The sequence below is a fragment of the Sphingomonas sp. CCH10-B3 genome (assembly GCF_001556185.1).
Classification (GTDB): domain Bacteria; phylum Pseudomonadota; class Alphaproteobacteria; order Sphingomonadales; family Sphingomonadaceae; genus Sphingomonas; species Sphingomonas aquatica.
This window is the reverse complement of record NZ_LSIJ01000096.1, coordinates 43150-60495: the sequence shown is the minus strand read 5'-3', so window position 1 is coordinate 60495 and position 17346 is coordinate 43150. Positions and strand designations below refer to the sequence as shown.

Annotated in this window: 22 protein-coding genes and 1 pseudogene; 21 read left to right on the top strand and 2 right to left on the bottom strand. The window is 64.9% G+C overall.

All coding sequences use genetic code 11. The annotated features are described in order from the left end of the window. Both AX672_RS15800 and AX672_RS15795 read left to right on the top strand, forming a co-directional pair. On the top strand, window positions 1-694 hold a 694-nt coding region (locus tag AX672_RS15800), incomplete at its 5' end, for a DUF7146 domain-containing protein (protein WP_202189358.1). A gap of 326 nt (window positions 695-1020) precedes the next feature. Then, entirely contained in the window at window positions 1021-1947 is a 927-nt protein-coding gene (locus AX672_RS15795) for a DUF2493 domain-containing protein (protein WP_054362418.1), read from the top strand. Window positions 1948-1989: 42 nt separating this feature from the next. Here AX672_RS15795 and AX672_RS15790 read toward each other — a convergent pair whose 3' ends face one another. Further along, complete coding sequence (locus tag AX672_RS15790) at window positions 1990-2694, bottom strand: hypothetical protein (protein ID WP_054362413.1); 705 nt, start codon at window positions 2692-2694, stop codon at window positions 1990-1992. Window positions 2695-3054: 360 nt separating this feature from the next. On the opposite strand from AX672_RS15790, the gene AX672_RS18935 reads away from it, so the two are divergent. The 18 genes and pseudogenes from AX672_RS18935 (at window position 3055) to AX672_RS15710 (ending at window position 15541) form a co-directional block, all read left to right on the top strand. Next, window positions 3055-3222, top strand: coding sequence for a hypothetical protein (locus AX672_RS18935; RefSeq protein ID WP_183769783.1), 168 nt, complete (start codon window positions 3055-3057; stop codon window positions 3220-3222). Then, window positions 3197-3805, top strand: coding sequence for a hypothetical protein (locus AX672_RS15785; RefSeq protein ID WP_246370425.1), 609 nt, complete (start codon window positions 3197-3199; stop codon window positions 3803-3805). Before AX672_RS18935 ends, AX672_RS15785 begins: the two co-directional genes overlap by 26 nt. A 584-nt stretch (window positions 3806-4389) precedes the next feature. Further along, window positions 4390-4716, top strand: a complete 327-nt coding sequence (locus AX672_RS15780) for a DUF736 domain-containing protein (RefSeq protein ID WP_054362415.1) — start codon at window positions 4390-4392, stop codon at window positions 4714-4716. A 195-nt stretch (window positions 4717-4911) separates the two neighbouring features. Next, window positions 4912-5166, top strand: coding sequence for a helix-turn-helix domain-containing protein (locus AX672_RS18345; protein ID WP_082730590.1), 255 nt, complete (start codon window positions 4912-4914; stop codon window positions 5164-5166). A gap of 190 nt (window positions 5167-5356) precedes the next feature. Further along, the gene (locus AX672_RS18340) at window positions 5357-5554 is read left to right on the top strand and encodes a DUF2285 domain-containing protein (protein ID WP_221220812.1); all 198 of its coding nucleotides are present in this window, start codon (window positions 5357-5359) and stop codon (window positions 5552-5554) included. A gap of 113 nt (window positions 5555-5667) precedes the next feature. Further along, window positions 5668-5922, top strand: a complete 255-nt coding sequence (locus AX672_RS18335) for a transcriptional regulator domain-containing protein (RefSeq protein WP_082730588.1) — start codon at window positions 5668-5670, stop codon at window positions 5920-5922. An 82-nt stretch (window positions 5923-6004) separates the two neighbouring features. Further along, window positions 6005-6427 (top strand): DUF2285 domain-containing protein, encoded by a 423-nt coding sequence (locus AX672_RS15765; RefSeq protein ID WP_231731395.1) that lies wholly within the window; start codon window positions 6005-6007, stop codon window positions 6425-6427. Window positions 6428-6565: 138 nt separating this feature from the next. Next, a complete protein-coding gene (locus tag AX672_RS15760) occupies window positions 6566-6847 on the top strand; it encodes a helix-turn-helix transcriptional regulator (RefSeq protein WP_066652962.1) in 282 nt (93 codons plus the stop codon). 13 nt (window positions 6848-6860) lie between these two features. Further along, window positions 6861-7682: pseudogene (locus AX672_RS15755) on the top strand (replication initiator protein A); the annotation flags it as partial. A 305-nt stretch (window positions 7683-7987) separates the two neighbouring features. Next, window positions 7988-8641 (top strand): ParA family partition ATPase, encoded by a 654-nt coding sequence (gene parA, locus AX672_RS15750; protein WP_066652959.1) that lies wholly within the window; start codon window positions 7988-7990, stop codon window positions 8639-8641. After that, on the top strand, window positions 8638-8892 hold the full coding sequence (locus tag AX672_RS15745) for a hypothetical protein (RefSeq protein ID WP_066652957.1): 255 nt from the start codon (window positions 8638-8640) through the stop codon (window positions 8890-8892). Before parA ends, AX672_RS15745 begins: the two co-directional genes overlap by 4 nt. Beyond that, window positions 8889-9410, top strand: coding sequence for a DUF2840 domain-containing protein (locus tag AX672_RS15740; RefSeq protein WP_066652954.1), 522 nt, complete (start codon window positions 8889-8891; stop codon window positions 9408-9410). The genes AX672_RS15745 and AX672_RS15740 overlap by 4 nt, the downstream gene beginning before the upstream one ends. Continuing rightward, window positions 9407-9964, top strand: a complete 558-nt coding sequence (locus AX672_RS15735; protein ID WP_066652952.1) for a S26 family signal peptidase — start codon at window positions 9407-9409, stop codon at window positions 9962-9964. The genes AX672_RS15740 and AX672_RS15735 overlap by 4 nt, the downstream gene beginning before the upstream one ends. A 68-nt stretch (window positions 9965-10032) precedes the next feature. Beyond that, window positions 10033-10386, top strand: coding sequence for a DUF736 domain-containing protein (locus AX672_RS15730; protein ID WP_054362442.1), 354 nt, complete (start codon window positions 10033-10035; stop codon window positions 10384-10386). A gap of 4 nt (window positions 10387-10390) precedes the next feature. After that, on the top strand, window positions 10391-11107 hold the full coding sequence (locus AX672_RS15725) for a lytic transglycosylase domain-containing protein (RefSeq protein WP_054362443.1): 717 nt from the start codon (window positions 10391-10393) through the stop codon (window positions 11105-11107). Window positions 11108-11351: 244 nt separating this feature from the next. Further along, on the top strand, window positions 11352-13091 hold the full coding sequence (locus AX672_RS15720; protein ID WP_066652950.1) for a relaxase/mobilization nuclease domain-containing protein: 1740 nt from the start codon (window positions 11352-11354) through the stop codon (window positions 13089-13091). Window positions 13092-13113: 22 nt separating this feature from the next. After that, window positions 13114-15102 (top strand): conjugal transfer protein TraG, encoded by a 1989-nt coding sequence (locus AX672_RS15715; RefSeq protein WP_054362469.1) that lies wholly within the window; start codon window positions 13114-13116, stop codon window positions 15100-15102. 7 nt (window positions 15103-15109) lie between these two features. Beyond that, on the top strand, window positions 15110-15541 hold the full coding sequence (locus tag AX672_RS15710) for a ribbon-helix-helix domain-containing protein (RefSeq protein WP_054362445.1): 432 nt from the start codon (window positions 15110-15112) through the stop codon (window positions 15539-15541). Between the two features lie 41 nt (window positions 15542-15582). Here the strand turns inward: AX672_RS15710 and AX672_RS15705 are convergent, their stop codons facing one another. Beyond that, the gene (locus AX672_RS15705; protein WP_054362446.1) at window positions 15583-15954 is read right to left on the bottom strand and encodes a hypothetical protein; all 372 of its coding nucleotides are present in this window, start codon (window positions 15952-15954) and stop codon (window positions 15583-15585) included. Window positions 15955-16060: 106 nt separating this feature from the next. Between AX672_RS15705 and AX672_RS15700 the strand changes: the two genes are divergently transcribed. Further along, the gene (locus AX672_RS15700; RefSeq protein ID WP_066652948.1) at window positions 16061-17329 is read left to right on the top strand and encodes a hypothetical protein; all 1269 of its coding nucleotides are present in this window, start codon (window positions 16061-16063) and stop codon (window positions 17327-17329) included. Window positions 17330-17346 lie beyond the last annotated feature (17 nt).

Sequence of the window (17346 nt, the reverse complement as noted above, 5' to 3'; positions counted from 1 at the left end):
GCGTCACCAGCCATCCGCCACGCCGATTTCGCGCAAGCCTTTTTCAACGGTCTCGATCGGTTGTACCCCCGTAGAGGCGTATCTCCGTCATCGCGGCATTGCGGCTTTGCACGGAACCGGAAACCTCCGTTTCCATCCACGCTGCTACTACCGGCCCGACGATCATGGCCAGACCGAAACCTGGCCGGCGATGATCGCCGCCGTCACCGATCTCAGGGGTACGATCACCGGCGCGCATCGGACCTGGATCGCTCCTGACGGCTCCGACAAGGCGCCGATCGACACGCAGCGTAAAGCAATGGGCGACCTGCTCGGTCACGCCGTCCGTTTCGGGATCGCCGGCGAGGTGATGGCGGCAGGCGAAGGAATCGAAAGCGTCCTGTCAGCACGTCAGGCGATACCGCACATGGCGATGGCGGCGGCGCTCTCCGCTGCCCACCTGGCCGCCTTCCTGTTCCCCGAGCCCCTGCGCCGGCTCTACATCGTCCGCGACAATGACCCGGCGGGCGACAGCGCGCGGGATAGCCTGGTCGAACGGGCGAACACGGCCGGGATCGAGGCCATCGTGCTCTCGCCGGTGTTGGAGGACTTCAACGAGGATCTCCGACGCCTCGGCATCGACGCGCTCCGCGCCAATCTGCGGGTGCAGCTCGCACCGGCAGACGTCGCCCGTTTCTGGCTCGAAGCGGGATAGTCGCCGGCAAGGAGTGTCAGGGCCGCAATCATCATGCCCGCCCGGATGCGTCCAACCCTCGGAGAGGGCCGCGCCTCGGCCTTCGAGAGGGCGATCGGCCGTCAGCCGAGCCGGATCGGCAATGGCTGCGGCCAACGATTTTCCGGCGCGGCCCCCAAAGAAGAGAAAGGGGGGCCGCTTTCCATCGCGAAGCAAAATCGCCGGCCTTCGCCATCCTTCGCTGCGCTTCGGCCCTCTCGCTTCGCTCCGGGTGCAGGTCCGTCCCGCCCGACGGCTTCGTCGCCATGAAGGCCGCGACGGTCGCGGTCCAACCGACGGAGCATCCCATGAGCGAGCACGACGACTACGAACCCGAACACGCTGCATCGCCGACCGACCAGATCGCACAAGAGCTTCAGCTCTACGGCTACCGACCTTCGGAAGACGAAGCCGATCCCAGGCCCGTGCCGGAGGACCGCATCATCGAAGGCGCCGTCGCCGACATCTTCGACGCCTTGATCTCCACCGTGGCCGATACGAGCCTCGATCCTGACCTCGACGACCTCCTCTGGTCCACCGTCAATATGTTCCACCGCGCCGTCGAACGGGCAGACCGCAAGCTCGACGACAACGAGCAGGCGCAGAAACGGCTCCAGCGCGAACAGGACGGATCGGAGGTCAAATCCGTCCAGCTCGAACGTCTCATCGAACTCGGGCAATCATTGATCGAACGGCGCGACAGCCTGGAAGTCTTCCGCGACAGCGCCGCAGACCACTACCACCGCGCCACCGGTTCGCCCTGGTCCCAGCGCACAGGATCGAGGGTCAACCATCGCCACCTCACCGCTGCGATGATCGACAGCCGTGACTTCATCGCCGCCAAACGCCGCGCTGACACCGAGGTGCTCGTGCCAGCCGGCCCGAAGATCGCCTTCTCCGGCGGCGACACCGCCGACCACAAGCTGATCTGGGCCAAACTCGACCAGGTTCACGCCAAGCACTCCGACATGGTGCTGATGCACGGCGGTTCCCCGAAAGGGGCCGAAAAGATCGCCGCCAAATGGGCGGAGACGCGCAAGGTGCCGCAGGTCGCCTTCAAGCCCGACTGGACGAAGCACGCCAAGGCCGCCCCGTTCAAGCGCAACGACGCCATGCTGGCGGTGATGCCGATCGGCGTCCTTATCTTCCCCGGCACGGGCATCCAGGACAACCTCGCCGACAAAGCCAGGAAGCTCGGCATCCCGGTCTATCGGTTCGGCACGGGCGGCGCGTAAGCGCCGCCATCCCTTATTTCACTTCCGTAAGGGCGAAGGCGATCAGGGCTGCTGGCGCCAGAATTGCGTGCTGTAGTTGTTCAGATCGCGGCTGTAGGAATCGACCGTTACCTGGAACGTCTCTGGAATCTTGGCACCGTCACCGCCGTCCCTGAAATAATCTCTCACCGAATAAAGCGCGCCGCGCATCAGGTGTTCCCAGGTCTGATAAAGTCGGTTCTGAAGCTCCTGCTCCTGTTTGGCGGCGCTTGGCTTCCGCGTGGGCACCGGCACCGCGTAGTTGGGGCGCGGGTCGTGGTGATGGACAAAGGTAATGCTACCCCATTGCCATTCGTCCTCGATGGTTCGCCGCCACCGATAGCTCACCCTGACACTCATTTGCGTGGTGAAGCGGTAGGGCGGCACGATCTGGTCATCGACGATGAAGAATTGGGCGTCCTTCTGTTCGGTTTCCAAACGCTGCTTCATAGCCCCAACGGCAAAGGACAAATCATGGCCTGCGCGTCGAAGGGCATCCCCTGTTTCCGCCCGCTTTCGCGGCGCCTTGGCCTCGCGGTGTTTCGCCAACGCCCGGTCGAAGGAATGGAGCTTTGTTCCGATGTGGGAGCCGCAGGCCGCGAGAGGGAGACGGTGCAATTCGCCCGATCGTTCCTCCCGGATTGCCTGGTCGATCAGCCTGTCCAATTCTCTGGCGTCGATCGCCGTGATGGCAGTCTGCTGATCGCGAGGGATATTAATTTCTCCCATGCGGTAGATCCTCGCTCTCTTACTGAAGCATGTGTCACCATGACTGCCTCAAGGCTGAAGACGCAGAATCCGAGTCAGCCAATGCCAACATAGCCGACATACAGTGACTTCGCACGACGGAGGGCATGACATCTATGGACTTATCAGCGGCCCATGCAGAGCAGAGCCACCCCCCGCTTCAAATGCGCTGATCCTTGGTCCGGCCGAGGGCCTGACGCCATCAACCCGTAAAGGGTCGGACTACGCATGCGCGTGCCGCCGCTTCGGCTGCGCCTGTCGCGGTGATTGCGGCCCTCGGCCGAACACATCGGGCGCCTGTCAGCGGGGGATGGACCTCCGCTCGAAACAGGAGCTGGATCAATGTCCTTCCACGACGCACACGCCTTCGCCTTCAGCCTCGCCACCACCCTGATGGCCGTCATCGTCATCTTCCGCGCCGGTGACGGCACGCTCTCGGTCATGCCCGCCAGCGAATATGACGGCGACAGCGTGGCCATCGTCGATGAAATCGACCCTTTCGCCCCATGACCGGCAGAAAATTACCGCGCGCGATGCCGAAACCCTGCTGGTTTCCGCTCCCGCCGACGGCGATGTTCTGCTATGGTTCCGGCCGCGCCGCGGTGGTGGTGGAGGCGCGACCTTCAGACCTTTCTGTCTCGGAGACACCACCATGTTCATTTTTGGCATCATCTTGTCCATCGCAGCCATCGGCTTCTTCTGCTGGCTGCTGTTTACGCTCGCCGTCTTCGCGCTGCCTTTCTTCGCAGGTGTCACCGCTGGCGGCTGGGCCTATCACACTGGCGCAGGCTGGCTGGGCGCAATCCTCATCGGCACGGTCGCGGCCGGGCTGACGCTCGGCTTCGGCCAGGTCTTGCTTGCAACCGTCCGTCCGCTCTGGGCCAAGTTTGCGATCGCCGCGATCTTCGTCGCGCCCGCCGTCATCGCGGGTTATCACGCCGTCCACGGAATCGTGAAACACACCATCCCTTCGGAGACTTGGCAGATCGTCTTCTCGGTCCTCGGCTCGATTGCGGTGGGCATCACGGCGTTTCTGCGCATTGCGGGCATGGCAGCGCCCGACCCTGTAAACCAGGGGCTGGCGCGGGCTTAGGCGGCCCCGACACCGTGGGCGGCAACGCCCGAACAGCGGGGATAGACGCCATCCCTGTCGCCAGAGATCGCGTGGGTGTTGGGCAGGAGCGACGGATCGGAGCCGCGCCCCAAGGCCCGCACCCTCGAGGGAGCTTCGATCAGCGGCACACACGAATGGCGGCAAAGCCCGAACATGGGTGACGGGTTTGTTCTGTGGTGGCCGGGCACGGGAGGGAGCACAACCTGCCTGTCCTGCAAGATGCAACGATGCCGGTGAACCGCCGGTCCTGTTCTCTTGCCGATCGCGAGATGTCGCCGTGCGTCTCCTTCATCTGTCCCGTTGAACGAGCGCACCTCACGGCCTCTCCAATGGCCTGATCTGGCCGAAGACCGGCTTCGCCTCGACCGCCTATGCCGCAACGGCGTGTCGCAACTTTCTTCCCCTGGGTTTCACCCATTCCTCGCGAGACAAGAAAGTCGCGCCTGCGCCGTCCTCCGCTCCGCTTCGGTCGCAAGCGATGCGTCGTCGGTCGCCTCCGGCCCACCGATCGCCATCGAGGCCGCATGGTGCGGGCTCGAAAACGCAAAAAAAGGAGACTTACCATGGCGACCATCGGCACCTTCAAGAAGACCGGCTCGAACGAATTCACCGGCGAAATCGTCACTCTCAGCGTCCAGGCCAAGGGCGTGCGCATCGTTCCCGACCTGCGCGCCACCGGCGAAAACGCCCCCAGCCACCGCGTTCTGGTCGGCCGCGCCGAGATCGGCGCCGCCTGGTCCAAGCGTTCCAACGAAGGCCGCGACTATCTGGGCCTCAAGCTCGACGATCCGAGCTTCAACGCCCCGATCTACGCCAATCTCTTCGACGATGAGGATGGCGAAGGTTACTCGCTGATCTGGTCCCGTCCCAACGGGCGCCGGGGCGACTGAGCCCCCGGAGCAAGGCCCCGGTCGAAAGGCCGGGGCCGCTTACCCGCCAAAACCGAATCAGTTCGGCACGTAGAGCGGCGACGGGCCAGAAGTTGAGCACCACAAACACCGAATTGTGGTGGCGCTCACTCCAAGAACGACTAAAATAGCCGTAGTTCTGGCAAGTGCGTTTCGGCCGGTGGGAGGTGATCATGCATGATCACCGCCCGACAATCACGGGCCGCACGCGCGTTGCTGGGTTGGACGCAGGAGACGCTCGCTGACAAGGCCCGAGTATCGCTGACCGCTCTCAAACGCCTCGAATCCGAAAGCGGGCTTGATGTGTATGAGACGACGCGCGATCAAGTCAGGCGGGCACTGGAAGCCGCTGGCGTCGTCCTTCTGTCCACCGACAAGGGCGAAGGAGTGCTGCGGCTTCATGACGAACACCAGCGACGATCCCCATCCTAGCCGTCGCGCCCACGCGGCGGCGATCCTGCCTGTTTTTCCACGGTCCGCATGTCCTGCGTCAATGACGGCGGCGGATTTGGTTAACAGGATCGCGTCAGGCGAATAGGATGGCCCGGTGACACGATCAGCCCCGCAGTTTCTTGACGAACCACCTCCCGGCCAGGGTCTGACGCCCTATGACCGAAAGCACATGACTTTGTATCTCCGCTTGCTCGACGCCGCTCGCGATGGTGCCGACTGGCGCGAGGCTGTACGGATTCTGTTCGGTCTCGATCCCGAACTCGATCCAAGACGTTGTCGCCTGATCCACGACTCGCATCTTGCCCGTGCGCGCTGGATGTCCGACCGCGGCTATCGAAATCTGGTCCGCGACAGTCAAAGGCACTGACGGAGTGATGCCGCCCCGGCATCGCTCTCTGCCGTCAAGACCTCTTCCCTCAATCAACCTTTCCGGGAAATCATATCGCTCCCGCAATTTGGTCAATCGATGGGAGGAACGCGATGACGCCGGACGCATCCCTGTGGCGCTCGCCCGCGCACTACGATCCCATCGATGATCTCACCGCATCCGACCTTGCCTGGGAGTGGCTGCGCCGAAACGATGCTTATGACCATGACTACGAAGCGTTTGATGACGCGCATGTCGATCGACAAGAGCTGACAGGTAAGATCCGTCAGCAATGGGGGTTACGATTTCCCTGTCGATCCTCTGCGCGCCCCACCAAACGCCCCCGTCTTTTGGCTACCGCAGCATGACACCAGCATCCTGGTGCTCGGAGCTTCGCCAGCCGAGTTGGGCCCAGTCGATCCGCCACCGGTTATCGATGCAGCGGTCTCAGTGACCGAAAACAACACTGCTTACTTGCTGTTTGACCTCGGCAGCGGCCAACAACTTCAACTCATTCACCAGGGTCTTGCAGCTACAGCAGCAATCATTCCGCTCGGTGTGGATGGGTTCGATCGCCTCGAAGCCGTTTATCGGCTTCTGGCTGCTCTGCATGGCCGTGCGGTTCCTCCCGACACACGTTTGACTGCCCAGCAACGGGCACGAATGCGCCGAATGCTGCAAGCTTTCGACGGTCATCGGGCCGGCGCGACCGGGCGCGAGATCGCGCAGGTCATGTTCAGAACCGGCGCACTGGACCGCAGCGAATGGCAAACTTCTTCAGTGCGGTATGCCGTCAAGGCGCTGATCCGCGATGCCCGAACTATGATCGCGGGTGGCTATCGCAAACTGCTTCGGCATCGCCGCGCTTTTTAGGCGTAGATGGCTCGCCCGGTGGGCGATTTCGATACCCCCCAACTTCGCCCTCCATCCCGACACTCGCCCTTCGCCATCGTGACCTTCGTCCGCCGCCGATCATCGGCGGCCCCACCGAAGATCACGAAAGGCCGATCCATGCGACCCGACCTCGCCGTTTTGCCGCCGCGCTTTCTGCGCACCAAGGAAGCGGCTGAATTCCTCAGCCTTTCCGCCCGCACGCTGGAGAAACATCGCACCTACGGGACTGGCCCGGCCTATCGCAAGCTCGGCGGGCGCGTCGTCTATTCGGTAGACGATCTCGAAGCTTGGGCCGCGCGTGGCGCGGTGACCTCGACCTCCGATCCGCGGGGCAACGTGCTGCCTGCCAAGCGTCAGGTGCAGCCGCTTGTGGCGCAGCCTGGCCGCTTCGCACGCTGATCGCGGTTTCAGAATGGCGGCGCGGCATCAGTCCCTCTCGGAGCGCGGACAGCTCGACCTGTTCCGGGCGCTCCCCGGCGATTTCGCGCCACGAGACGCGCAGGATCTCATGGCCTATCCGTTCTTCTCCCTCTCCAAATCCCATCGCGTCGCGCCGATCGACTTTTGCGCCGGCAAGATCGCGATCCGGGTCGAGGCTGTCCCCGATCACGGCATGGCGACCATATGGGACGCCGACATCCTGATCTGGGCGGCGAGTCAGATCGTCGAAGCCCGCGACGCGAGGCTTCGCACCTCACGGCTGATGGCCGCCACCCCGTATGAAATTCTCCGGTTCATCGGCCGCGGCACGAGCCTGCGCGATTATCAACGCCTGAAGGCGGCGCTCGATCGGCTCCAGTCCACCACCATTTCGACCACGATCCGCCAGCGCGCCGAGGGCCGACGGCATCGCTTCTCGTGGATCAACGAGTGGAAGGAACGCACCGATCGCAACGGGCGGCCTGACGGGATCGAACTGATCGTTCCCGACTGGTTCTACCAGGCCGTGCTCGACGACGCGCTCGTGCTGACCATCGACCGCGCTTATTTCGATCTCACCGGCGGCCTCGATCGCTGGCTATACCGCATCGTGCGCAAGCATGGCGGCCGGCAACGCAATGGTTGGCGTTTCGACTTCCGTCATCTGCACCAGAAGTCGGGTAGCCTGTCGCCCTTCAAGCGCTTTGCCTTCGAGCTGCGCGACATCATTCGACGCCAGCCACTGCCCGGCTACACGCTGTTTCTCGAAGCCGAAATCGGCGGGCGGATGCTGCTCGCCTTCGAGCCGATTCCGGCCTGTGGACAGACTGTGGATAGCGTCGTGCCATCGGGAACCGGCAGGCGCGTGCTATCGGGAACCACCCCCTCGTGCCATCGGGAACCTAAACAAGGCCTAACCCTCGGCACGAAAAGCGGAATTTGCTCCCCTAACTTAGAGTCTAACAGAGAATCTAACTCTGTAGAGCGGACGCGTGAGGTGGAAAATCTCATCCGCGGCGCCGCAAAGGCCCTTCGCGGTGCTCGCAAGCGGCCGACAGCGCCAACCGCCGAAACCCTGGTCGCGCCGTTGCTTCCCCTTCCGTCACCGGGGAAGAAGCCATGATCGTCGCGCTCCTCAACCAGAAGGGCGGCGTCGGCAAGACGACCCTGGCCCTGAATCTCGCCGGCGAATGGGCACGGCAAGGCAAGCGGGTCACTTTAATCGACGCCGACCCGCAGGGATCGGCGCTGGACTGGTCGCAGCAGCGGGCGCGCGAAGGACTGCCGCGTCTGTTCGGCGTCGTCGGCCTGGCGCGCGACACATTACACCGGGAAGCGCCGGAACTGGGGCGCACCGCCGACGTGATCGTGATCGATGGTCCGCCGCGTGTCGCAGCGCTGATGCGCTCGGCGCTCCTCGCCGCCGACCTGGTGCTGATTCCGGTGCAGCCGTCGCCACTCGATGGCTGGGCTTCCGCCGAGATGCTGACGCTTCTTGCGGAAGCGCGCATCTACCGACCGGATCTCACCGCCCGCTTCGTGCTGAACCGCTGCGGCGCGCGCACTGTGCTCGCCCGCGAAACGGCCGAGACGCTGGCCGATCACGATCCGCCGGTGCTCACCGCCACCATCAGTCAGCGCGTCGCCTTCGCGGTCGCCGCGCAATCGGGACGGCTGGTGTCCGAACTGGACGACGAAACGCCCGCCGCGCGCGAGATCGCGGTGCTGGTAGCGGCGATCGATGCACTCGACACAGGAAGGACGACGCCATGAGCGAACGCCCGACCCGTCGCGGATTCGCCTCACGCCCAGCCGATCCGGAGCAGTGGATCAAGGCGGCAGATAGTGCGCCGCGCGACAGCGACGCCGGCAGTTTTTACGCACGGCTCACCATCGACGTGACGCCAGAGCTGCGCGGCCGGATCAAGATCGCCGCCTTCCGGCGCGGCGTCACCGTCGCCGACATGCTGCGCGAGCTGCTCGCGCGTGAATTTCCCCTTGACCCCGATGGAGACCATCCATGACCGGCAACGCGGCTCCTCGCGTGCTCGGCGGCTCCGTGCCGATCGCACACGCATCCGACGACCTCACCCATGTCGAATTGACCTGGGTGGAAAAAAGAATCGAGAACTGGATCAGGTTCGGCCGCGAGGCGCGAGAAACCATCCTCGACCGCCGCCGCCGCGTGCTGTCGTTCCGGCCCGGCAGCACCTTCGCCTTCGTCCGTTGGGCGTCCAATGACTTCGGCACGATCATCTCGCGCATCGACATCGTGTGCGCCGTCAGACCCGGCGATGCCTATCAGACGCTGCCCTTCGTGCGCCCTGGCGGCGACATCCTGCTCAAGATCGAGGGCTGGCCGAATGTCCAACGGGTGCTCCGCCATATCGATGCGGTGGAAGCCGCTGGGATCGACCCTTGCGAGGTCGGCGCCGATCACTGGCGCCATGTCGCCAACCGTCTGAGCGCCGGACATGAGCCGCGTCCCTACACGGCCGAGCGCCATCAGGCGTGGCTCAAGCGGCGGGAGATCGAGCGATGACCCGCTTCGGCTATGTCATGGTGACGTATTTCTCTATCATGGGCGTCGCCATCGCGTCGTTCGTTCCGACGCCGCTACGCCTCGTGTGGAACGCCTCGGCCAGCGTGCCAATCGGCCTCTATGACCTCGATCCGCCCCGCCATCTGGCGGTCGGCGATCTGGTCGCCGTCATGCCGGACAAGCCGCTCGCCGATTTCATGGTCGAGCGCGGCTATATCGGGCGCGGCTTGCCGCTGATGAAGCGTGTCGCCGCACTTCCCGGTCAACAGGTCTGCCGCACCGGCGATGCCGTGACGGTCGATACCGTGCCGATCGGCGGCGCGCTCGACCGTGATAGACATGGCCGTCCGCTGCCGGTCTGGCAGGGCTGCCGCCGCATCGCGGATGGCGACATCTTCCTGATGAATCCGTCCGTCCCCGACAGCCTTGATGGCCGCTATTTCGGCCCGATGCCGGCACGCACCGTCATCGGCAAGGCGACGCCGATCTACACCGACGAGGCCGGCGATAGCCGTTTCGTTTGGCGGGCCCAAACCTCAACGACCACGCACTGACCCGCTTCCCATCGGCGGGAGCGGTGCTCGCCGATGGGTCTTCCAACGCCACCGCTAAGGAAACCACCATGCCACAGATCGGGACATTTACGCACGACGAAGACGGCATTGGCTTCGTCGGACATCTGACAACACTGATGCTGGCTCAGGACATTCTCATCGTCCCGGCCGAGCCATCAGACGCCGAGAACGCGCCCCAGTACCGCGTCCATATCGTCGATGGCGAGACCGGAGAAGCGGGCGCGGAGATCGGCGCCGGCTGGAAGCGCACCGGGGAGCGCGCGGGCGGATACATTGCTGTGGTGATCGACGATCCGGCACTGCCGCAGCCGGTCCGCGCCAACCTGTTCCGCAACGACGATGCCGGCAAGGACTGGTCATTGCATTGGAGCCGTCCCGCCAAGCGCGACGCGAAGGACTGACGCCATGCGCAGCACCGTCCTCCTCCTCCTTTCCGGCCTCGCGCTTGCTTGCGTTCAATCCGTGCCGTCGCTCGCCGATCCCGTCGCGACCGCCCGGCCAACGCCGCGCGATCCTTACGCCGATCATGTCGCGGAAGCGGCACAGCGCTTCGAGCTTCCGGCTGCATGGATCTGGGCGGTGCTGCGCGCGGAAAGCAATGGCGATCCGCGCGCCGTCTCGCCCAAGGGGGCGATCGGCCTGATGCAGATCATGCCACAGACCTGGGTGGGCCTGCGCGTCCGTCACCGTCTCGGCGCGGACCCATACGACCCGCACGACAACATCATCGCGGGCGCGGCCTATATCCGCGAGCTGTTCGACCGCTACGGCTCGCCTGGCTGGATCGCCGCCTACAATGCCGGTCCCGGTCGCTATGAGGCGTCGCTGAGCGGCCGTCCGTTGCCATCCGAAACCCGCGCCTATCTCGCCAATGTGGCACCAGCGCTGGACGGCAACGGTGCGACCAGACCTACCGTCGTGGCGGCCGTCGATCCGCTGGCGTGGACCCGTGCGCCGCTGTTCATCGGACAGCCGGATCGCCGCCCCGCTGCCGATCCTGTGCAGGCCGAGCGCTCCTCGACCGATACGGGACAGACGCCAGCAGTGCGCGACGTTTCTGCCATCGTGCCGCAATCCGGCGGGCTGTTCGTCGCCCGCGCTGATACGGGGACGATGCGATGAGCACCGTAGTTCCCGATCGCACGATAGCGGGCGCTGGCGTATTCCGGAGAGCGCAGAGGTGGAGCACAGGCAACACGACCGAAGGATGGCAGGATAAAAGGCCGCAATGTGCGGCTTTGGCCGGTCGTGTTGTTTCAAGGACTTATGAGGCGTTTTCGCGATGTGCGGCGTTGCTGCGCACCTCGCGGCCATGCCGATTTTCTCATCTGTTCCGGGGCTTGGCGAGATGTGCGGAGCCTCAGCCATGACAGACGAGATCAATTTCCGCATCCGTCCCGGCCGCATTCGCTCATCCGGCGCGCAGCGCGCACGGCCCTTCATCGCCCAGGCGCTCGCCGCCGCCAAAAAGGCCGGGGCCGGCGTCTCCCGCTCAGGGCGGATCGTCTCCGGTCATCGCTCCCGCTTCGGCCGGGGACAGCGCGCCAGCGTCCAGGCAAATCGGCTGATTACGGCCCGTACACGCGGCGCGGTTATCAAGGCGCGGGTGGTGCGTCATAGCGCCCGGTCGGCGCCGCTCGCCGCCCATCTCACCTATCTGCGCCGCGAGGGCGTGACCCGGGACGGGGAGAAGGCCCGGCTGTTCGGCCCCGGCGGGGAGGACGTCGATCCCAAAGCGTTCGCCGGACGCTGCGAAGGTGATCGCCACCATTTCCGGTTCATCGTGTCCCCGGACGACGCGACGGAGATGACGGACCTCAAATCCTTCGCCCGCGATCTCGTCGGTCAGATGGAGAAGGATCTTGGCACCCGTCTGGACTGGGTGGCCGTCGATCACTGGAACACCGAGCATCCGCACGTCCATCTGATCGTGCGCGGCGTCCGCGACGACGGCCAGGATCTCGTCATCTCCCGCGATTACATCAAGGACGGAATGCACGACCGCGCCCGCGATCTCATCACTCAGGAGCTGGGGCCGAGAACCGATCTCGACATCCGCCGCGGGCTGGAACGCCAGGTCGATGCGGAGCGCTGGACGCAGCTCGATCGCCAGCTTGTCCGCGACGCACGAGACTCCGGTGTCATCGATCTGGCCCCACGACCGGGCGAGCAACCGGATGCGTATCACGCCCAGAAGGTCGGACGGCTGCGCAAACTCGAAGGGCTGGGTCTCGCCGCCGAAGTCGGTCCCGGCCAATGGACGATCGACGACAAGGCCGAGGCGGTGCTTCGAGAACTGGGTGAGCGCGGTGACATCATCAAGCGGATGCACCGCGCACTGACCGAGCGCGGCATCGAGCGTGGATCGGCGAGCTATGTGCTGGCCGCCGAGAGCCTTGACGTGCCCATCATAGGCCGGCTGGTGACGCGCGGTCTCGACGACGAGCTGAGCGGCACCGCTTACGCCGTGGTCGATGGTGTGGACGGGCGCACCCACCATATCAAGATGCCCGATCTCGATGCCGCCGGCGACAGCGCGCCCGGGTCGATCGTCGAGCTGCGTCGGTTCGATGACGCCAAGGGACAGCGCCGGGTCGCCATCGCCATCCGCTCTGATCTCGACATCGATCGCCAGATCACAGCATCGGGTGCGACCTGGCTCGACCGGCAGAACATCGCGCGCGAACCGGTCGCGCTGTCCGATGGCGGGTTCGGGGCCGAGGTCCGCCAGGCGCTCGACCGCCGAGCCGAGCATCTGGTCGAGCAGGGTTTCGCCGAACGCGGCGGCCAGCGCGTCATCTTCACCCGGAACCTGATCGACACGCTGCGTGCCCGGGAGCTGGAGGCGCTGGGGGAGAAGCTGGCGGCCGAGACCGGCCAGTCCTTCAACCGCGCCGCCAGCGGCGAATATGTCGCCGGCTCCTATCGCCAGCGCTTCACGCTCGCCTCCGGCCGCTTCGCCATGCTGGACGACGGCCTTGGCTTCCAACTCGTGCCCTGGACGCCCTCCCTCGAAAAGCACCTGGGCCGCCATGTCTCGGGCATCGCCCGCAGCGATGGCGGCATCGACTGGAGCTTCGGCCGCAAGCGCGGCCTCGGCCTTTGATCCCATGCAGAAAGACCCGACGATGTCCGCTACCAAAATACTCTGGGGCCAGATTCTTGTCGTCGCCGCCATTGTCCTGACCTGCGTCTGGGGCGCGACCGAATGGGTCGCCTGGCGTCTCGCCTTCCAGCCCGAATTGGGCGCACCGTGGTTCCGGCTGCTCGGTTTTCCCTTCTACCTGCCGCCGTCCTTCTTCTGGTGGTGGTACGCTTATGATGCCTATGCGCCACAGGTCTTCATTGAGGGCGCCTATATCGCCGCTTCGGGTGGATTGATCGGCGCCGCCGTCGCGATTCTCATGTCGGTCTGGCGGGCGCGCGAGGCCAAGAATGTCGAGACTTATGGGTCCGCGCGCTGGGCCGAGAAGGGGGAGGTTCAGGGCGCCGGCCTGCTCGGCGCCGATGGCGTGGTGCTCGGCCGCTATGATCGCGACTATCTTCGCCATGACGGGCCGGAGCATGTGCTGTGCTTCGCGCCGACCCGCTCCGGCAAGGGCGTCGGTCTGGTCGTGCCCTCGCTGCTGACCTGGCCGGGATCGGCTATTGTCCACGACATCAAGGGCGAGAACTGGCAGCTCACCGCCGGCTTCCGGTCGAAGCATGGCCGCGTGCTGCTGTTCGATCCGACCAACGCCAAATCCTCGGCCTATAATCCGCTGCTGGAAGTGCGCCGCGGCGAATGGGAAGTGCGCGACGTCCAGAACATCGCCGACATCCTGGTCGATCCCGAAGGCAGTCTTGAGAAGCGAAACCACTGGGAGAAAACCAGCCATGCCCTGCTGGTCGGCGCGATCCTGCATGTCCTCTATGCCGAATCCGACAAGACGCTGGCTGGCGTCGCCGCCTTCCTGTCCGATCCAAAGCGGCCGATCGAATCCACGCTCGCGGCGATGATGAAGACCGCGCATCTGGGCGAAGCAGGGCCACACCCCGTCATCGCCAGCGCCGCCCGCGAGCTGTTGAACAAATCGGAGAACGAACGATCGGGCGTGCTCTCAACCGCCATGTCGTTCCTCGGCCTCTACCGCGATCCCGTCGTCGCCGAGGTCACGCGCCGCTGCGACTGGCGGATCGGCGATATCGTGGGTGGGAAGCATTCCGCCACGCTTTACCTTGTCGTGCCGCCCTCCGACATCAACCGCACCAAGCCGCTGATCCGCCTGATCCTCAATCAGATCGGCCGCCGCCTGACCGAGGATCTGCAGGCGAAAGGCGGCCGCCATCGCCTGCTCTTGATGTTGGACGAGTTCCCGGCGCTCGGACGGCTCGACTTCTTCGAGAGCGCGCTGGCCTTCATGGCCGGTTACGGCCTCAAGAGCTTCCTGATCGCCCAGTCGCTGAACCAGATCGAGAAGGCGTATGGCGCCAACAATTCGATCCTCGACAACTGCCATGTCCGCGTCAGCTTCGCCACCAATGACGAGCGCACCGCCAAGCGGGTGTCGGACGCCCTCGGCACCGCCACCGAAATGAAGGCAATGCGGAACTATGCCGGGCACCGGCTTTCGCCCTGGCTCGGCCATCTGATGGTGTCGCGCTCGGAAACCGCCCGACCGCTGCTCACGCCCGGCGAGGTGATGCAGCTCCCGCCGACCGACGAGATCGTCATGGTCGCCGGCCTTGCCCCGATCCGGGCGAAGAAGGCGCGCTACTATGAGGACGCCAGGTTCAAGGAACGCATCCTGCCGCCGCCGGCACTTGCCGCGCCCAAAATTGCCCGGCCTGACGATTGGACCGCCTTGCCATTGCCACCCGGCCCGCAGATCGCCGAGGGGACGGCAGCCGCTGAAACCGGGGATGACGATCCCACCGAATCCGAACGCCGCCAGCAGCCGGAACTCAACCGGGTACTGTCGCCCGAGAAGAAGATGCCGATCGACAATCCGTTCGAGATCGACGCCGACCGCGACGAGACGGAGGACGATGCAGCGCGCAACAGCAGGATGAGCCGGTTGATGCAGGGCGTGGCGCGCCAGGTCTCGCTCGATCCCGGTGATGGAATGGAACTGTGAGGGACCGATGACGAAACCGCCCCGTAAGCAGCGCCTCTCCGTCTATCTCGATCCCTCCATCATGAGCCGCCTGGCGGAACATGCCGCGCGCCGCGACCATTCGCGCTCGCTGGTGGCGGAAGCGGCGATCGAATCCTTCCTCTCGCCCGATGCCGCCGAACGGCAGGAGGCCGTCATCGCCAAGCGCCTCGACCAGCTCGATCGACGCATGACGAGGCTGGAGCGCGATGTCGGCATCGCCGTGGAGAGCCTTGCCGTCTTCATCAAATACTGGGTCTCGACCACGCCGACCTTGCCGGAGCCAGCCGCCCAGGCGGCCCGCGCCAAGGCGGGCGAACGCTACGATCAGTTCGTCACGGCGCTCGGCCGCCGTCTCGCCAAAGGACCGAAGCTGCGGCAGGAAATCTCGGAGGACATAATGGGAAACGGGTCAGATTAAGTCTTCCTACGCACGACGTTAGCCCTCGCGGCACAAGGTGTCTAATCGCCTGACTTACTGACCCGTATCGGGGTTGAAACATGAAGCGGCTCGAAGTCCAGCGGTGTCGGGTCATCGCCTTGACCGTTCTCGAAAAGCAACTGGGCCAGTCCGCTCGTCAACATGCAGAGATGCGGACCGGGATTCTCGACGATGCCTTCGTGCAGAACCGGACCATGGGCAAACAGGATCCCCCCGGACGGCTGGACCCACCGGCCGATCTCGGCGGCTTCGCATTTCCATGGATCAACCCGATTTTGGATCAGAAGATCAAGGCCACTCCAGTCCGCCCAGAAGATGCCGACGCCCGCGCCGGTATCCTTGATGCGAACGAAGTAGACCTTCGTTTCGTCAGTGTGTCCGTAATCGCCCATCGCTGCCTCCTGGCGCAGTCACGTCGTGACGCTCCAATCTTTTAACAGATGTCTTGGCAAAAGAAAGCTGTCCTGATAGAGGAAGTTCGGAAAGGGGCGCTCGGCGATGCGGCGATTCGGATGGAAGACGGCGGTGATCGCTCTCCTGTCGTTTTTGCCAGCGGCTTGCGGCTCCAATGCAAGCACTCAGCATGAGAGCGCCAAACCAGATACGAATGCCGAGCAGGTGCAGGCATCGGCCGGGAAGCCCGCACAGTCGGGCGATTGCATCGTTTCCCCGGTGGCAGAAGCCGAGAGCATCGCGCTCGACGATATACGCTGGCAGCGCTTCGATTTCTGGGTCGATCGGATGCGCCGCGGCGTCGCGCGACCCGCCGACGCCGGCGACCGGTCCGGCATCGGGCATTTCTGCGGCAGTTGGCTGGTAACGGTGCGTCAGCCCGATGCCGATAGTCGTTCGGGGACCATCGGTCTGACGGTGATGCCTGACGGCAGCTATTTCGCGCTGGTCCGTGACGGGCTGGCGGACGATGGCTACGAGTTCCACATCGATCGCGGGCAACTGGCGGCGAGCGAGCGCGGTCTGCGCTTCGTTTCCGATCAGGGCTGGAACGACGAGGGACAATGGTTGCCGGTCAAGGGCGGTGGCATGGTCGCGATGATGCTACAGCGCATCCTGCTGTTTCAACCGATCGGGCCGATTGCCGGCCGACAGGTACGGACCGTGGCGGACAGCGTGGCGACGACGGGCAAGGACATGGCCTCCAACGTCGCGCTGGCGTTGGCCGTCGCGCACACCTGGTCGCCCGACGCCGAACTGCGCGCGCTGGAGGCGCGACCGCACGATGGCGATTTCACGAACCCGGTCATCGTCCCGTCCTTCTATTCGCCGCAGAAGAACGTGACGATGGTCATGCTGTTCGATCCCGCCAAGGGGCAACTGCCGTCCGGCCGGACCTATCCGGGCGATGCGACCGGCACGGCGCACGCCATCCCGGCCGCGGCGACAGGCCTGCCGGCGGTCGCGGGCGGCGGTCGCGACGACGGCCCTGCTGTCTTGCGCTGGTGGGGAGACGGAGACGCCGCGCGACTGTGGTGGGTGTTCGGGCGCCCGATGACCGCGAGTGGTCGCGGCGACATTTGCTATGATGTGAAGCAGGGCACGACGCGGGACTGCCGGGCGCTGTTCGGCGATGATGTCGCCGATTACGAACGGCGCGCTGCCCAAGTCAGACGCGCACGTGCGCGACCGCCTGCGCCGTCTCCGCTGCAAGAAGGGGAAGCGAACGGCTGGTTCCTACCCCCGTGTGCGCGGGGCGGATTCGCGCCCGGTGATCAATGCTGGGACGGCGGACCGAAGACCGTGGTGCAATGAAGTCAACCGGGACGTTG